Annotated in this window: 11 protein-coding genes; 10 read left to right on the plus strand and 1 reads right to left on the minus strand. The window is 49.8% G+C overall.

Features of this window, described 5'->3' with window-relative positions; genetic code table 11:
* Window positions 1-36 precede the first annotated feature (36 nt).
* The 4 genes from KTE_RS23400 to KTE_RS23415 all read left to right on the plus strand — a co-directional run bounded on the left by KTE_RS23400 (window position 37) and on the right by KTE_RS23415 (window position 4,483).
* Window positions 37-903, plus strand: coding sequence for a hypothetical protein (locus tag KTE_RS23400; protein WP_201385168.1), 867 nt, complete (start codon window positions 37-39; stop codon window positions 901-903).
* Window position 904: 1 nt separating this feature from the next.
* Window positions 905-1,249 carry a hypothetical protein gene (locus tag KTE_RS23405; protein WP_201385170.1) on the plus strand — a complete coding sequence of 115 codons (345 nt, stop codon included), beginning with the start codon at window positions 905-907 and terminating at the stop codon, window positions 1,247-1,249.
* Between the two features lie 63 nt (window positions 1,250-1,312).
* On the plus strand, window positions 1,313-1,861 hold the full coding sequence (locus KTE_RS23410) for an HD domain-containing protein (protein ID WP_201385172.1): 549 nt from the start codon (window positions 1,313-1,315) through the stop codon (window positions 1,859-1,861).
* Between the two features lie 93 nt (window positions 1,862-1,954).
* The gene (locus KTE_RS23415) at window positions 1,955-4,483 is read left to right on the plus strand and encodes a serine/threonine-protein kinase (RefSeq protein WP_236600539.1); all 2,529 of its coding nucleotides are present in this window, start codon (window positions 1,955-1,957) and stop codon (window positions 4,481-4,483) included.
* 55 nt (window positions 4,484-4,538) lie between these two features.
* Here KTE_RS23415 and KTE_RS23420 read toward each other — a convergent pair whose 3' ends face one another.
* Window positions 4,539-4,871, minus strand: coding sequence for a hypothetical protein (locus KTE_RS23420; protein WP_201385176.1), 333 nt, complete (start codon window positions 4,869-4,871; stop codon window positions 4,539-4,541).
* A gap of 414 nt (window positions 4,872-5,285) precedes the next feature.
* On the opposite strand from KTE_RS23420, the gene KTE_RS23425 reads away from it, so the two are divergent.
* From KTE_RS23425 to KTE_RS23450, 6 genes are all read left to right on the plus strand, one after another.
* Window positions 5,286-5,753 (plus strand): hypothetical protein, encoded by a 468-nt coding sequence (locus tag KTE_RS23425; protein WP_201385178.1) that lies wholly within the window; start codon window positions 5,286-5,288, stop codon window positions 5,751-5,753.
* Between the two features lie 146 nt (window positions 5,754-5,899).
* Window positions 5,900-9,127, plus strand: coding sequence for an NB-ARC domain-containing protein (locus KTE_RS23430; protein WP_201385180.1), 3,228 nt, complete (start codon window positions 5,900-5,902; stop codon window positions 9,125-9,127).
* A 96-nt stretch (window positions 9,128-9,223) separates the two neighbouring features.
* A complete protein-coding gene (locus KTE_RS23435) occupies window positions 9,224-9,694 on the plus strand; it encodes a hypothetical protein (RefSeq protein WP_201385182.1) in 471 nt (156 codons plus the stop codon).
* A gap of 137 nt (window positions 9,695-9,831) precedes the next feature.
* Window positions 9,832-13,062 carry an NB-ARC domain-containing protein gene (locus tag KTE_RS23440; protein ID WP_201385184.1) on the plus strand — a complete coding sequence of 1,077 codons (3,231 nt, stop codon included), beginning with the start codon at window positions 9,832-9,834 and terminating at the stop codon, window positions 13,060-13,062.
* A gap of 97 nt (window positions 13,063-13,159) precedes the next feature.
* Window positions 13,160-13,627 (plus strand): hypothetical protein, encoded by a 468-nt coding sequence (locus KTE_RS23445; RefSeq protein ID WP_201385186.1) that lies wholly within the window; start codon window positions 13,160-13,162, stop codon window positions 13,625-13,627.
* 146 nt (window positions 13,628-13,773) lie between these two features.
* Window positions 13,774-17,262 carry an NB-ARC domain-containing protein gene (locus KTE_RS23450; protein ID WP_201385188.1) on the plus strand — a complete coding sequence of 1,163 codons (3,489 nt, stop codon included), beginning with the start codon at window positions 13,774-13,776 and terminating at the stop codon, window positions 17,260-17,262.
* The last annotated feature ends 294 nt before the right edge of the window (window positions 17,263-17,556 follow it).

Consider the following 17,556-nt stretch of genomic DNA (forward strand, 5'->3'; position numbering starts at 1 on the left):
TGGTACGAGTCAAATTTGAGAAAAGGGTGGGCAAGAATGAGTCAGGAAGATAAGCAAGGGAAATATGTATTCTCTAAAGAGGGGGCTGAGTTGCTACAAGTGCCTCGACAGTCGTTCTTCTACTACGTCGAATCAAGAAATATAGAGCGGCGAGAGACTGAGGGCGGAGGTAAAGATCGTTATGAGTATAACTATGAGGATATCTTAAGAGTCAAAGAAGAACTTCATAAGCGTCGAGAGAGTAGAAAGCCACGGACCAAGGCCAACGAAGCAAAAACTGAGTCAAAAAGTGATGCTGGAACGGACTGGTGTACTAAGGAAGACTTACCCTATATCTTTGCTCTCGACTGCGAAGTTTATGGTATTGAGAATTCGGCTCCTCCAAATATCACCTACCAATGGTGGCAGAAAAACCAGACAGCAATACGTGTCATTTTCGATGCAAATAACCGTAAGGATATTTGGGGATGCCTTACCTTGCTTCCCATGCAAGAGAAAGATATTTTCAAGATTTTGCGCGATGAAATGACAGAACAAGAGATCTACTCGGAACATGTTTTGGGCTATGAGCCTGGAAATGAATATTCTTGTTACGTCGCATCGTGTGTCATTAGACCCGCTAAGAGACACTTTTTTAACCGGCTACTGCAAAGCGTTATAAGTTACTGGTGTGATCATCCAGAAATAAACATACGCAAGCTCTACGCCTTCGCATTGGGAGCAGCTGGAAACATGGGAGAGGAAAACGATGGCCTGAGGATGATCAGAAAACTATACTTTAGTCCCCGATACGATATTGCAGAGAATGCCTGGGAGTTAGATCTAGAGCACTATAACCCATCTCCTATTGTGCGTGCGTTTCAAAATTGCGTGCGTGAAAAGCGAGAAAGGATAGACCAGTAAGATGCTAAGGGAATGGCTGGCGGTACCACCTAAATGGCTTTGGTTTCTTTTACTACTTGTAGCATTTGAATTGATCGCTGATATCCTGGCAAAGCAATTTGCCTTAAGTGGTAAATATACCTTTGCAATTCTATCTATCATCGGTTTTATTGCAGCCAATACAGCATGGCTCATTAGCCTGCGCACGGGAGCCGAATTAGGAAAAGGGGCAGTTTTGTTCTCTGTCCTTTCTGCTATTGGCGCTGTTGCCGTGGCCTACTTTCTCTACAACGAGAAAATAAATGTTTACCAGGGCATAGGGTTAATACTGGGAGTCATATCTATAGCTTTTCTCTCGATAGAGTAAGAACAAAACACCTGGATCAGTAACGTTACTGATCCAGGTGCTTCTCATGAAAAAAGAGGATACATGAACAACATTCTAGAATGGGCTGCCCAACAGGCAACGTATTTTATTAGCTCTTTAGGGAATCGTTGGCTCCATGTACAAAACGTAGTAGAACAAGCCCACTGGGTAAGCCAAGTATTTGATGAAAGCGAAGGGGAGTATCTCATAGCAGCTGCCTATCTGCATGATATTGGATATGCTCCAGAGCTCAATACAACAGGTTTTCATCCCATCGATGGAGCCAATTATTTACGATCACTGGGATATGAGCGCCTGGCTTCCCTCGTTGCTCACCATTCGGAGGCCCAATTTGAAGCCCGCTTACGAGGGCTTGAAAGCGAACTTGCACAATTCCCTCGTGAACAGTCGCCAGTTGCTGAAGCGCTCAACTATTGTGATATGACTACGGGTCCACAGGGACAACGTGTGAGCTTCGAGGAGCGCATAATCGATATTTTGAGCCGCTATGGAGAGATAGATATTGTAGCGCAAGCTATACGCCAGGCCACACCTCAATTGCGGCAAGCAGTTGAACACACACAGGAACTACTTCGCAGCCACAATCTCTAGAAGAGAGCAAAGAAAGCACCTGGAACGTTTCAGATCCAGGTGCTTTTTATGTTACAATCAAGCAAAAAAGCTCTTCTTAAAAGGGGCATGAGAATGAACAAGCAGGACTGGCACATTGGTGATATTATCCTCGACACGTACGAAGTGAAAGGTATATTGGGCCAAGGGGGTATGGGTATCGTTTACAAAGTTTACCGTCCTACTTGGAATACCTACTTCGCCGTCAAGAGTCCCAAACCAGAAATCTTTGCTCAAACATATGGCAAAGAGAACTTCATGCGTGAGGCGGAAACTTGGGTCAAATTGGCACACCATCCTCATATTGTCCGCTGTGATTATGTGAAAGTTCTAGGTGGCATTCCACGTCTTTTTGCCCAGTACGTTGATGGTGGTAGCCTTGCTCACTGGATCCATCGAAGAAGATTATATGAGGGTGATCCAGAGCGTATACTAGAACGCATACTCGATATCTCTATTCAGTTTGCGTGGGGATTGCACGCTGCTCACGAACAAGGGTTGGTTCATCAAGATATTAAACCTTCCAATGTCATGCTGACACGGCAGGGAGTTGCCAAAGTTACAGACTTCGGATTGGCAAAAGCGCGAGTGTTGGCCGGGGAGCAGAGTGTAGAGGAGGGGGAAGAGCACCAGAGTATCCTGGTCAGTTCACGTGGGATGACACTAGCTTACTGTTCGCCAGAGCAGGCAATGGGACAGGCGCTTAGCCGTAAGACAGATATCTGGAGTTGGGGTGTTTCAGTGCTTGAGATGTTTGTGGGAAAAGTTACGTGGGGGATGGGAGCGAGAGCACCAGAGGTACTGGAGAATGGTGAGAGACAGCATCCAGAGATTCCTGAGATACCTGCTGAAGTGGCAAACTTACTTCGTAAATGCTTCCACCGCCAGCCGGAGATGCGTCCAGCCACGATGTTGGAAGTGGCGATGGAATTGCAGGCAATCCATGCTTATCTGATTGGGCATCCATATTCACGTGAGTTTCCTCAATTTGTCAAGCCATCAAAGAGCGATCTTTATAATCGTGCCCTCTCGCTCCAAGACTTAGGAAAGCAAGAGGAAGCGTTACTCCTCTATGAGCAGGCAGCTGTACTTGATCCCACGGATGCCAGTATCTACAATAGTAAAGGGATTGTACTCCGTAAATTAGGGAGGGAAGAAGAAGCGCTTTTTGCCTATGAGCAGGCCCTAGCTCTTGATCCAACTGATGCAGGTATCTACAGCAACAAAGGCAATGTGCTTCATAAGTTAGGTAAGAAAGAAGAAGCTCTTATCGCCTATGAGGAAGCTATAGCTCTAGCTCCAACTGATGATCTTGCTTACTATAACAAAGGGGCGGTGCTCAAAGTACTTGGGCGACTAGAAGAGGCTTTGCTTGCCTACGAACAAGCTGCTTCACTTAATCCAAATGATTCTGGTATCTATAACAACAAAGGAAATGTGCTGGATGATTTAGGGAGAAAAGAAGACGCCTTGATTGCTTACGAACAGGCCATCACCCTTGATCCAACATATGCCGTCGCCTACTATAATAAAGGGAATATCCTCCGAGAGATAGGAAAACGAGAGGAGGCCCTACTTGCCTATAATCAAACGATATCCTTAGACCCAACTCATATCGGTGCTCACAAAAATAAAGGGGTGGTGTATCGAGAGTTAGGGAGGCAAGAAGAAGCCCTGTTAGTCTATGAGCAGGCAATAGCTCTTGATTTAAAGGATACTGGTCTGCACTATAACAAGGGGAATGTGCTTCGAGCGCTGGGGCGACAAGAAGAAGCTCTGGCTGCTTATGAACAGGCCATTGCCCTTGATCTAACCAGTGTAGGTGCCTACATCAACAAAGGAAATGTTCTCCTTGCGCTGGGGCGACAACAAGAGGCTCTGGCTGCTTATGAGCACTCTATTAAGCTAGACCCAACATCAGTTCTTGCCTATATTAACAAAGGACGTGCGCTTGTAGCGCTAAGGAGGCGAGAAGAAGCCATAACCGCCTATGATCAGGCCATCGCCCTTGATTCAAATAATGCCTTTGCCTACGGTTACAAAGGAAATGCTCTTCGGGAGTTAGGAAGGCGGGAGGAGGCCCTGCTCGCCTATGATCAGGCCATTGCCCTTGATTCAAAGGATACTAGTATTTATTATAACAAAGGTCGTATCCTTCGAGCATTGGGAAGGCTGGAAGAAGCTCTGGCTGCTTATGAACAGGCCATTGCCCTTGATCTAACCAGTGTAGGTGCCTACGTTAACAAAGGAAATGTCCTCCTCGTGCTGGGACGACAAGAAGAGGCTCTGACCGCTTATGAGCAGGCTATTAAGCAAAATCCATCATCAATTCCTGACTACATTAACAAAGGGTATGCGCTTGTAGCGTTAGAAAGACGAGAGGAAGCCTTGCTTGCCTATGATCAGGCAATCGCCTTTGATCCAAAAAATGCTTTTGCCTACGGCTATAAAGGGAATGTCCTTCGAGAGTTAGGGAGGCGAGAGGAGGCCTTGGCTGCCTATGAGCAGGCAATCACCCTTGAGCCAAGATTTACGGATATTAAAGACGTTTTGCTTCAAGAGTTGAAACAACAAAGCACAGAAGCCAAAAAAGAAAGCGCCTAGGTTAAGTCTCTAACTCAGGTGCTTTTAAAGTTGATGAAAGAAGCTGCTTGTAGTGCTACGGTTTTTCAGGCAGGCGGGCCAGTATCTGAGTGAGCAGGGCGGTATGCTCGTCAAACTTGGCTTCTAGTCGATCCAGGCGATTTTCAACCCGCTCAGTGTTTTCTTTGATATCGCTTAAATTTTCTTTGATTGCAGCGATATCCTCAGCCTGGCGTGTGTAAAGACCAAGAAGAATAGTTCCATTCTCATTAAGCTCTTGCAGAGTGCGGCCTAGTTCTGCTGGCATGTTTCTCTCTGCGTTTTGTTCGTTATGGAGGCGACGCAACTCTAAGTTCAATACTTTGCGCTCCAAGGCGGCGATCCGATCCTCATATGTAGACACTGGCATGCTCCTTTCTCTTTTATGGAGTATAACATAATTCGAAGAGTAAGTAGCTAAAGCTTCTTATCATTTATACATAGCAAGAGAGAAGTATCCAACACTCGACTGACGCCAGCGAATTGATTGTAACTGGTCTATGAACGATAAATTGCACAAAGTACTGTCCCGGAAACTACCGTTAAGTAAATTAACGATTTTATATCCTCTAATAAGTGTGTGCGTTGTCGTTGATCTATAGAGGAGACATAATTGTTGTGTATAGCGCTCCCAAGGAACTCTACACATAGGGTCTCGCTAGGATGACGAATCTATTGTGACTCAAATGCTTGTTGCATGAATAGCTCCAAACTATTATGTGCCAGCCATTATTTGATATACTCTAACTGATCAATACAGAAAGTATATGTAAGGAGAATGTGGATGGATCCTATTAGTATCATCGTGACGGCATTAATTTCTGGAGCGGGAGCGGCCCTTAAGCCAACGGCAGAAAGCGTTATTAAAGATGGGTATGCAGGGCTCAAAGCCCTCATTCAACGTAAGTATGAGCACGTGAATGTGACAGAACTGGAGAAAAATCCAGCCTCTAAGAGTAGGCAGGCTGTGCTCCAGGAAGATCTGGAAGCGACAGACGCCGGCCAGGATAAAGAATTACTTCGTTCGGCAAAAGCCCTCCTTGATGTTATCCAGGCTCACGTATCCGATGCTCCTAAAGCAGTAGGGTTGGATCTGGAAGATATCAAAGGCGCCTCTTTGACAGCGGAACACATTCTTGCCCAGGGAAATCAAGCGACTGGCATAAAGGCGAAGGGACTCGATATTCAGGGGGATATCACATTTCGTGATGTCACTGCTTGTAGCGGGGAAGATGCTCCGCCAAAAAACTGATAACCCCTACACCCGAAGACGTGCTCAAGGGCGTAGGGGTCTTCATATTCAAGGATAATAAGACCGGTAGTGGTATCCAGATCGAAAATAATACCTATATTGGTGCTCATTCATCTTCGACACGAGCCAGGAGAACACGTCCTTTTATGGCTGCTGATTTGCCTCCTGACCTGATCACACGACCACACGAATTTGAGGCCGTGAAACAGAGCCTTCTCTCGACCGAACGGAGCCGACCAACAGCGATCACGGCAGCGCTCCGAGGAGCTGGAGGATATGGAAAGACGACACTTGCCCTCATGCTCTGCCATGATCGAGACATACAAACAGCATTCCCCGATGGTATTCTCTGGGTCACGCTCGGTGAAAAACCTGTCAATATCATTGCCAAAATCGAAGAACTCATCTTCGTTCTGAGCAATGAGCGGCTCAGCCTGGTGAGTACGGATGCTGCTATCACCAAGCTGCGAGAAGCTCTTGCCGAAGGCCAATATCTCCTGGTGATTGACGATATCTGGCGTCCCTCCGACCTTGCTCCCTTTCTCCAGGGAGGGCCTCAATGTGCTCGATTGCTCACCACACGTAACGAGCAAGACATTCCCTCCACCGCGAGCCGGATCCAGGTGGATGCAATGCGCCCGCAAGAAGCAACACAGCTTCTACAAACAGGATTGCTGCATGAGGCTACCGAAGAGCAGTTCAAGCCCTTGTTTCAGCACTTTGCAGCGCGACTTGGAGAATGGCCCTTGTTGCTCACCTTAGCAAATGGCATCTTACGGCAACATCTCCGCCAGAATGAGCCTCTCCAGGACGCTCTCACGTACTTGCAACGGACGTTAGAGAAGCGAGGAGTCGTGGCCTTTGATGCCAGGAACACAGAAGCTCGTCGTGAGGCCGTCGCCAGAACGATTGAAGTTAGTCTTGAGTTACTCACACCGGAAGAAGTGGCTCGCTATCAAGAACTGGCGATTTTTCCTGAGGATGTGGATATTCCGCTGAAGACTGTACAGCAATTATGGCAGACAACAGCCAACTTCGATGCATTCGATACCGTGGATCTCTGTTCTCGTCTCGCTGGGCTTTCTCTGCTTCTCACCTATGATCTCTCCACACGATCAATTCGCCTCCATGATGTCATACGTCACTACTTGCAAGTCAAGATGAGAGCCGTATTGCCAGTCCTTCACGGTTGTTTTTTGGATTCCTATGCCCTTTCCCACTGGGAAGATCTCTCTCTGGATGAGCCGTACTTGTGGCAGCATTTGATAGAGCATCTGATTGCTGCACAGCGAGCCGAGAGTGTTCTCTCCACAGTGACGGATTTAGGGTATCTGGCGATGAAGACGTGGAAGTATGGAGCCTTAGCAGTGGAACGCGATCTGCAGGAGGTGATGAACAAGAATAATCATAATAGCTCGCTCACTCTTTTCCATCGGCTCTTTGTCAGAGCCGCTCATCTGCTGAGCCAGGGACAAACCCTAGCCGAGGTGGAGGCAATGCTGTTGACCTATTGCAATCAGACGGAGGATGGGAAGGTGCTGTATCCAGACTGGCCACACGAGCCAATGACTGGCCCTAGCATTCTTCCCTGGCATTCATGGCCACGGATAGGGAGCAGTGCACTTCTCCGTACCCTCAGAGGCCATACCAGTTTTGTGAAGGGCTGCGCCATCAGTCCCGATGGAACCTGGATCGTCTCCGCTTCCGATGATGGGACACTCAAAGTCTGGGATGCCGTCACCGGAGCGGAACGATATACTCTCTATGGCCATACCGGTCCGGTGAATGAGTGCGCCATCAGTCCCGATGGAACCTGGATCGTCTCCGCTTCCGATGATGAAACACTCAAAGTCTGGGATGCCGTCACCGGAGCGGAACGATATACTCTCCATGGCCATACCAGTCCGGTGAAGGGCTGCGCCATCAGTCCCGATGGAACCTGGATCGTCTCCGCTTCCGATGATGAAACACTCAAAGTCTGGGATGCTCTCACCGGAGCGGAACGACACACCTTCAATGGCCATACCGATGAGGTGAATGAGTGCGCCATCAGTCCCGATGGAACCTGGATCGTCTCCGCTTCCGATGATAAGACACTCAAAGTCTGGGATGCTCTCACCGGAACAGAACGACACACCTTCAATGGCCATACCGGTCCGGTGAAGGGCTGCGCCATCAGTCCCGATGGAAAGTGGATCGTCTCCGCTTCCGATGATAAGACACTCAAAGTCTGGGATGCTCTCACCGGAACAGAACGACACACTCTCCGTGGCCATACTAGTTTAGTGTATGGCTGCGTGATCAGTCCCGATGGAACCTGGATCGTCTCGGCCTCCTATGATGAGACGCTCAAAGTCTGGGATACTCATACAGGGAAAGAACGATATACCCTCCATGGCCATGACCATATGGTGAAGAGGTGCGCCATCAGCCCTGATGGAACCTGGATCGTCTCCGCTTCCTATGATGGGACGCTCAAAGTCTGGGATGCTCTCACCGGAACAGAACGATATACCCTCAGAGGCCATGCAGGTCCGGTGTATGAGTGCGCCATCAGTCTCGATGGAAAGTGGATCGTTTCCGCTTCCTATGATGAGACGCTCAAAGTCTGGGATGCCCTCACCGGAGCGAAACGACGCACCTTCGGAGGCCATACACGTCTGGTGAATGGCTGCGCCATCAGCCCTGATGGAACCTGGATCGTCTCCGCTTCCTATGATGAGACGCTCAAAGTCTGGGATGCTCTCACCGGAACAGAACGATATACCCTCAGAGGCCATGCAGGTCCGGTGTATGAGTGCGCCATCAGCCCCGATGGAAGGTGGATCGTCTCCGCTTCCTATGATGGGACACTCAAAGTTTGGGATGCCCTCACCGGTGCAGAACGATATACTCTCCGTGGCCATACCAATTCGGTGAATGGCTGCGCCATCAGTCCTGATGGAACCTGGATCGTCTCCGCTTCTAATGATGGGACACTTAAAGTTTGGGATGCCCTCACCGGTACAGAACGACACACTCTCCGTGGCCATACCAATTCGGTGAATGGCTGCGCCATCAGTCCTGATGGAAGGTGGATCGTCTCCGCTTCCTATGATACGCTCAAAGTTTGGGATGCCCTCACCGGTGCAGAACAACGCACCCTCCGTGGCCATACCAGTTTTGTGAGGGGGTGCGCCATCAGCCCCGATGGAAAGTGGATTGTTTCCGCTTCCCATGATAAGACTCTCAAAGTCTGGGATTTGAATCGAGGAAATTATGTTACAACCTTCTATGCAGATACCACATTTTTCAGCTGTGCTTGGTGTCCCGATAGTATTCATCTCATCGCAACAGGAGGAAACAATCTCTACTTTCTGCGAATGGTTTGTTAACACGTAGATATGCATCCAACGGAAATTGATGAAAAACATAACCCTAATGATATAATCATCTTTGTTCAATAAAAAATACGGCTAAGGAGAACTCGGATGGATCCTATCAATATCATCTTGACGGCATTGGTCTCGGGAGCGGCAGCAGCACTTAAGCCCACGGCAGAAAACATCATTAAAGATGGGTATGCAGGTCTCAAAGCCCTCATTCAACGCAAATATGAGCACGTGAATGTCACAGAACTGGAGAAAAATCCGGCTTCTAAGAGTAGACAGGCAGTGCTTCAGGAAGATCTGGAAGCAACAGGCGCTGGCCAGGATGCAGAAATACTTCGTCAAGCCAAAGCGCTCCTCGATGCCATCCAGGCTCACGCGTCCGACGCTCCTCGTGCAGTAGGTTTGGATCTGGAAGATATCAAAGGGGCCTCCTTGACAGCGGAACACATTCTTGCCCAGGGGAATCACGCGACTGGCGTAAAAGCGAAAGGACTCGACATTCAGGGGGATATCACATTCCGTGATGTCACTGCTCATAATGGAGAAGATGCACCACCAAAAAACGGCTAATCCCTACACCTGAAGGATTGCAAGGGGTTGTAGGGGCAACACTTGACAATGTAACCGTTGGTCGTGACCTCAGCATCGAGAAAATTGAGATCAATACGAATCTCGTTTCGGCACCTGCCAAGAGAACACGTCCTTTTATGGCTGCTGATTTGCCTGCTGACCTAGTCACACGACCACATGAATTTGAGGCCGTGAAACAGAGCCTTCTCTCGACCGAGCGAAGCCGACCAACAGCGATCACGGCCGCTCTTCAAGGAGCTGGGGGATATGGTAAGACGATGCTTGCCCTCATGCTCTGCCATGATCGAGAAATACGGGAGGCATTCCTAGACGGCATTCTCTGGGTCACGCTGGGTGAAAAACCCGTCAACGTCATTGCCAAGATCGAAGAGCTGATCTTAGTCCTGAGTAATGAGCGACTCAGCCTGGTAAGTATGGATGCTGCTATCACTAAACTACGGGAGACCCTTGCTGATAGCCAGTATCTCCTGGTGATTGACGATATCTGGCGTTCCTCTGATCTTGCGCCCTTTCTCCAGGGAGGTCCTCGATGCGCTCGACTGCTTACCACGCGTAATGAGCAAGATATCCCATCCACAGCAATCCAAATCCAGGTAGATGCAATGCGTCAGCAAGAAGCGACACAGCTTCTACAAACAGGATTGCAGCAAGAGGCTACCGAAGAGCAATTCAAGCCATTGTTTGAGCACCTTGCTGTGCAACTAGGAGAATGGCCCTTGTTGCTCACCCTGGCAAATGGCGTCTTACGACAACACCTCCATCAGCATGAGCCTCTCCAGGACGCTCTCACCTACTTGCAACAGGCGTTAGAGAAGCGAGGAGTCGTGGCCTTTGATGCCAGGAACACAGATGCTCGTCGAGAGGCTGTCGCCAGAACAATTGAAGTCAGTCTTGAACTGCTGACACCTGAGGAAGTGACTCGTTATCATGAGCTGGCAATTTTCCCCGAGGATGTGGATATTCCGCTGAAGACGGTGCAGCAATTATGGCAGACAATGGCCAACTTCGACGCGTTCGATACCGTGGATCTCTGTTCTCATCTTGCTGGGCTCTCTCTCCTGCTCACCTATGACCTCTCCACGCGATCGATTCGCCTACATGATGTCATACGCCACTATCTTCAAATTAAGATGAGAGCCGAATTGCCAGCCCTTCACGGTCAGTTTTTGGACTCCTATAGACTCTCCCGCTGGGGTGATCTCTCCATTGACGAACCGTATCTGTGGCAGCATTTGATAGAGCATCTGATTGCAGCACAGCGAGCCAAGTGTCTTCTCTCCGCAGCGAAAGATCTTCGGTACTTGGCGACAAAGACGTGGAAGTATGGAGTTTCTGCAGTGGAACGTGATCTCCAGGTGGTGATGAATAAGAATGCTCATGACCCCGAGCTAGCTCTTTTCCATAGGCTCTTTTTCAGAGCCGCTCATCTGCTGAGTCAGGGACAAACGTCGGCCGAGATACAAGCAATGATGTTGACTTATTGCAATCAGACGGAGGATGGGAAGGTGCTATATCCAGGCTGGCAACATGAGCCTATAACAGGCCCTAGCGTTCTACCCTGGCATTCATTGCCTCTGATAGGAAGCAATACTCTTCTCCGTACCCTCAGTGGCCATACTGGCTCAGTGACTGGGTGCGCGGTTAGTTCCGATGGGAAATGGATCGTCTCCGCTTCTGAGGACAGGACGCTCAAAGTCTGGGATGTCCTCACCGGAGCAGAACGATGCACCCTCCATGGCCATACCGATTCAGTAACTGGATGCGCGATTAGTCCCGATGGAAAGTGGATCGTCTCCGCTTCTAAGGATGAGACCCTCAAAGTCCGGGATGTCCTCACTGGTACAAAACGACACACCCTTAGCGGTCATACAGGTTGGGTGACTGGGTGTACCTTTAGTCCCGATGGAAAGTGGATCGTCTCCGCTTCTGAGGATAGGACGCTCAAAATCTGGGATGCCTTCACTGGAGCAGAACGACGCACCCTTAGCGGTCATACAGATTGGGTGAATAGGTGCGCGATTAGTCCCGATGGAAAGTGGATCGTCTCCGCTTCTGAGGATGGGACGCTTAAAGTCTGGGATACCCTCACTGGAGCAGAACGACACGCTCTCCATGGTCATAATAGATCGGTGACTGGGTGTGCCTTTAGTCCCGATGGAAAGTGGATCGTCTCCGCTTCTGAGGACAGGACGCTCAAAATCTGGGATGCCTTCACTGGAGCAGAACGACGCACCCTTAGCGGTCATACAGGTTGGGTGAATGGGTGTGCCTTTAGTCCTGATGGAAAGTGGATCGTCTCCGCTTCTAATGATAAGAAGCTCAAAGTCTGGGATGCCTTCACTGGAGCAGAACAACACACCCTTAGTGGTCATACCGACTGCGTGACTGGGTGTGCCTTTAGTCCTGACGGAAAGTGGATCGTCTCCGCTTCTGAGGATGGGACGCTCAAAGTCTGGGATGCCCTCACCGGAGCAGAACGACACACTCTTGGCGACCATATTGGCTTAGTGTATGGCTGCGCAGTTAGCCCTGATGGCAAATGGATCGTCTCCGCTTCTAAGGATGAAACGCTTAAAGTCTGGGACGCCCTCACTAGAGCAGAACGACACATCCTCCGTGGTCATACCGATTCACTAACTGGGTGCGCGATTAGTCCCGATGGGAAATGGATCGTCTCTGCTTCTGCGGATGGGACGCTTACAGTGTGGGATGCTCTCACCAGTACAAAACGAGATACCCTCAACGGCTATACCGATTGGTTGGCTGGATGCGCTATCAGTCCTGATGGAAAGTGGATCGTCTCCGCTTCTGCGGATGGGACGCTTACAGTGTGGGATGCCCTCACCGGAACAGAACGATACACCCTTGACGACCATACTGGCTCAGTGTATGGGTGCGCGGTTAGTCCCGATGGAAAGTGGATCGTCTCCGCTTCCCTTGATAAGACGCTCAAAGTCTGGGATGCTCTCACCGGAACAGAACGATACACCCTTAGCGGTCATACCGATTCAGTGAGGGGGTGCGCTATCAGTCCCAATGGGAAGTGGATTGTCTCCGTTTCTGAGGATGAGACACTCAAAGTCTGGAATGCTCTCACCGGAGCAGAACGGTACACCCTTAGCGGGCATACCGATTCAGTGAGGGGGTGCGCTATCAGTCCCGATGGGAAGTGGATTGTCTCCGTTTCTGAGGATGAGACACTCAAAGTCTGGGATTTGAATCAAGGCAAGTGTGTTACAACCTTCTATGCTGATACCCCATTTTTCAGCTGTGCTTGGCATCCTGATGGTATTCACCTTATCGCAACAGGAGGTAACAAGCTCTATTTTCTGCGAATGGTTTGGTAATATGTAGAAATACAATCAACGAAATTTGATAAATGACATAAACTAACGATACAATCATTTTTGATCAATACAAAAAGCGCAACGAAGGAGAACTCGGATGGATCCTATTAGTATCATCGTGACGGCATTGGTCTCTGGAGCGGTAGCGGCACTGAAGCCAACGGATGAAAGTGTCATTAAAGATGGGTATGCAGGGCTCAAAGCCCTCATTCAACGCAAGTATGAGCAGGTGAATATCCCAGACCTGGAGAAAAATCCGGCCTCTAAGAGTCGACAGGCAGTGCTCCAGGAAGATCTGGAAGCGACAACTGCCGGCCAGGATGAAGACATCATTCGCCAGGCAAAAGCGCTCCTCGATGCCATCCAGGCTCACGCATCCGATGCTCCTAAAGCAGTAGGGTTGGATCTGGAAGATATCAAAGGCGCCTCTTTGACAGCGGAACACATTCTTGCCCAGGGGAATCACGCGACTGGCATAAAGGCGAAGGGACTCGACATTCGGGGGGACGTCACATTTCGTGATGTCACTGCTCGTAGCGGGGAAGATGCTCCGCCAAAAAACTGATAACCCCTACACCCGAAGACGTGCTCAAGGGCGTAGGGGTCTTCGTATTCAAGGATAATAAGACCGGTAGTGGTATCCAGATCGAAAATAATACCTATATTGGTGCTCATCCATCTTCGACACGAGCCAGGAGAACACGTCCTTTTATGGCTGCTGATTTGCCGCCTGACCTGATCACACGACCACACGAATTTGAGGCCGTGAAACAGAGCCTCCTCTCGACCGAACGAAGCCGACCAACAGCCATCACAGCAGCTCTCCGAGGAGCCGGGGGATATGGCAAGACGACGCTTGCCCTCATGCTTTGCCATGATCAAGACATACGGGCAGCATTCCCAGATGGTATTCTCTGGGTCACGCTAGGCGAAAAGCCCGTCAATACCATTGCCAAGATTGAAGAGCTGATCTTCGTTCTGAGCAATGAGCGGCTCAGCCTGGTGAGTACGGAAGCCGCTATCACCAAACTACGAGAAGCCCTTGCCGACGGTCAGTATCTCCTGGTGATTGATGATATCTGGCGTTTCTCTGACCTTGCTCCCTTTCTCCAGGGAGGGCCTCGATGTGCCCGATTGCTTACCACGCGCAACGAACAAGACATCCCTTCCTCAGCAATTCGGGTCCAGGTGGACGCAATGCGCCAGCAAGAAGCAACACAGCTTTTGCAAACAGGATTGCAGCATGAGGCCACCAAAGAGCAATTCAAGCCATTATTTCAGCACCTTGCAGCGCGACTTGGAGAATGGCCCTTGTTGCTCACTCTGGCCAATGGCGTATTACGGCAACATCTCCGCCAGCATGAGCCACTCCAGGATGCTCTCACTTACTTGCAAGAGGCGTTAGAGAGGCGAGGAGTGGTGGCCTTTGATGCCAGGAATACCGATGCTCGGCGTGAAGCGGTCGCCAGAACGATTGAGATCAGCCTTGAGCTGCTGGCACCCGAAGAAGTGGCTCGCTATCAGGAGTTGGCCATTTTCCCTGAGGATGTGGACATTCCGCTGAAGACGGTACAGCAATTATGGCAGACAACGGCCAACTTCGGCGCATTCGATACCGTGGATCTTTGTTCCCGTCTCGCTGGGCTTTCTCTCCTTCTCAAGTATGATCTCTCAACACGATCCATTCGCCTGCATGATGTTGTACGTCATTATCTGCAGATTAAGATGAAAGATGAATTATCAGCTCTTAACAGTAGGTTTCTGGATTCCTATAATCTACCTTTTTGGAGAGATCTCTCTCTTGATGATCCTTATCTTTGGCAGCACTTAATAGAACATCTACTGTCTGCACAACGAGTCGAGAGCCTTGTCTCTACCCTAAAGGATTTTCGATATTTGGCAATAAAGACATGGAAGTATGGTGTTTTGGCAGTCGAACGGGACCTTCAAGAGGTTATCGACCATGTTTCTAACGACATCTTATTCACCCATTTCCATCGACTCATTATCAGAGCAGCTCATCTCCTGAGTCAGGGGAAAACTCTGGCTGAAGTGGAAGCAATGTTGTTGACATACTGCAACCAGACAGAGGATGGGAAAGTGCTGTATCCCATGTGGCAACAGGAGAAAATCACTGGTCCTTGTCTTCTTGCTTGTCACTCGTTCCATCATATGGGCAGCAATGCTCTTCTCCGCACTCTCTCAGGACATACCGGTGAAGTGAATGCCTGTGCGATCAGTCCAGATGGAAGCTGGATCGTCTCGGCCTCCGATGATCATACCCTCAAAATATGGGATGCCCACACAGGGAAAGAACGGCACACCCTTAAAGGGCATACCTATTGGGTGGAGGGTTGTGCGATCAGCCCGGATGGGAACTGGATCATCTCAGCCTCTCATGATTGCACCCTCAAAGTGTGGGATGCCCACACAGGGAAAGAACGGCACACCCTCAAAGGGCATACCGATGTGGTACAAGACTGTGCGATCAGTCCAGATGGAAGCTGGATCGTCTCGGCCTCCAATGATCGCACCCTCAAAGTGTGGGATGCCCACACAGGTGAGGAACGGCACACCCTCCAAGGGCATGCCGATATAGTGCTGAGCTGTGCGATCAGTCCGGATGGGAACTGGATCGTCTCGGCCTCCAATGATGACACTCTCAAAATATGGGATGTACACACAGGTGAGGAACTGCGCACCCTCCAAGGGCATACCGATATAGTGGGGAGGTGTGCGATCAGTCCGGATGGGAACTGGATCGTCTCAGCCTCCGATGATCACACCCTCAAAATATGGGATGCTCACACAGGTAAGGAAAGACACACCCTCCAAGGGCATACCGATATAGTGGGGAGGTGTGCGATCAGTCCGGATGGGAACTGGATCGTCTCGGCCTCCGATGATCACACCCTCAAAATATGGGATGTATACACAGGTGAGGAACGACACACCTTCAGAGGACATACCAATGAGGTACATAAATGTACTATCAGTCCGGATGGGAACTGGATCGTCTCGACCTCCTGGGATCGTACCCTCAAAATATGGGATGTATACACAGGTGAGGAACTGCATACTCTCAGAGGACATGCCAGTGCAGTGCTGGATTGCGCGATCAGTCCGGATGGGAACTGGATCGTCTCGACCTCCTGGGACCAAGATCACACCCTCAAAATATGGGATGTACACACAGGCGAGGAAAGACACACCTTCAGAGGACATACCGATGGGGTGGATAGTTGTGCGATCAGCCTGGATGGGAACTGGATCGTCTCGGCTTCCAGGGATCGTACCCTCAAAATATGGGATGCCCACACGGGTGAGGAACTGCATACTCTCAGAGGGCATGCCAGAGGGGTGAATACCTGTGCGATCAGTCCAGATGGGAGTTGGATCGTCTCGACCTCCAATGATGACACTCTCAAAATATGGGATGCCCACACGGGTGAGGAACTGCATACTCTCAGAGGGCATGCCAGAGGGGTGAATACCTGTGCGATCAGTCCAGATGGGAGTTGGATCGTCTCGGCTTCCAGGGATCACACTTTCAAAGTATGGGATGCCCATACAGGTGAGGAACGGTATACTCTTACAGGGCATACTAAAGATGTGCTGGACTGTGCGATCAGCCCGGATGGAAGCTGGATTGTCTCGGCCTCCACTGATCACACCCTTAAGGTGTGGAATGCCCATACAGGGAAGGAACGATACACCCTCAAGGGGCATACCAATACGGTGCGGAGCTGTGCGATTAGTCCGGATGGGAACTGGATTGTCTCAGCCTCCACTGATCACACCCTCAAGGTATGGAATACCCATACAGGGAAGGAACGATACACCCTCAAGGGGCATACCAATACGGTGCGGAGCTGTGCGATCAGTCCGGATGGGAACTGGATCGTCTCGATCTCCACTGATGACACTCTGAAAGTATGGGACGTGCACACAGGGAAGGAACAGTACACCCTTAAAGGGCACACCGATGTGGTAGATGGCTATGCAATTAGTCCAGATGGGAACTGGATCATCACGGCCTCCAGGGATAACACTCTCAAAGTATGGGATCAGAATCGAAGGACCTGTGTCACAACCTTCTATGCTGATACTCCACTTAATAGTTGTGCTTGGCATCCTGATGGAGTTCACCTGATAGTAACGGGAGAACTCGGCATTTACTTTCTGCGAATGGTGTGGTAGAACCGCACAGGCTACCTCATGAAAGAGAATACTCTTTCCTTACCTAGACGTTAATATTAGATATCTGGCAGCAAAGCACCTGATAGGACATACTCTATCAGGTGCTTTGCTGCTATGCTCTATGACTGTTCTCTTCCTAGCGGCCTATCCGCACTTTTGATGATGAGGCCAGAGAGCATGTGCAACTGGACAAACGAACCACGAAAAGCTGTGTTCAACGAAGTAGAGGTTATCCTACAGGAGGTCATGCCGCCTGATCCTGACAGCGGCTGTCCTTTGCTTCATCATCAAAAA

It is taken from the genome of Ktedonobacter sp. SOSP1-85, assembly GCF_016587415.1.
GTDB lineage: Bacteria > Chloroflexota > Ktedonobacteria > Ktedonobacterales > Ktedonobacteraceae > Ktedonobacter.

Excerpts from the sequence above, each read along its gene's own strand:
- KTE_RS23420 (WP_201385176.1), bottom strand. The coding sequence starts at position 4,871 with ATGCCAGTGTCTACATATGAGGATCGGATCGCCGCCTTGGAGCGCAAA.
- KTE_RS23410 (WP_201385172.1), top strand. The coding sequence starts at position 1,313 with ATGAACAACATTCTAGAATGGGCTGCCCAACAGGCAACGTATTTTATT.
- KTE_RS23415 (WP_236600539.1), top strand. The coding sequence starts at position 1,955 with ATGAACAAGCAGGACTGGCACATTGGTGATATTATCCTCGACACGTAC.
- KTE_RS23425 (WP_201385178.1), top strand. The coding sequence starts at position 5,286 with ATGGATCCTATTAGTATCATCGTGACGGCATTAATTTCTGGAGCGGGA.
- KTE_RS23400 (WP_201385168.1), top strand. The coding sequence starts at position 37 with ATGAGTCAGGAAGATAAGCAAGGGAAATATGTATTCTCTAAAGAGGGG.
- KTE_RS23445 (WP_201385186.1), top strand. The coding sequence starts at position 13,160 with ATGGATCCTATTAGTATCATCGTGACGGCATTGGTCTCTGGAGCGGTA.
- KTE_RS23405 (WP_201385170.1), top strand. The coding sequence starts at position 905 with ATGCTAAGGGAATGGCTGGCGGTACCACCTAAATGGCTTTGGTTTCTT.
- KTE_RS23435 (WP_201385182.1), top strand. The coding sequence starts at position 9,224 with ATGGATCCTATCAATATCATCTTGACGGCATTGGTCTCGGGAGCGGCA.
- KTE_RS23440 (WP_201385184.1), top strand. The coding sequence starts at position 9,832 with ATGGCTGCTGATTTGCCTGCTGACCTAGTCACACGACCACATGAATTT.
- KTE_RS23430 (WP_201385180.1), top strand. The coding sequence starts at position 5,900 with ATGGCTGCTGATTTGCCTCCTGACCTGATCACACGACCACACGAATTT.
- KTE_RS23450 (WP_201385188.1), top strand. The coding sequence starts at position 13,774 with ATGGCTGCTGATTTGCCGCCTGACCTGATCACACGACCACACGAATTT.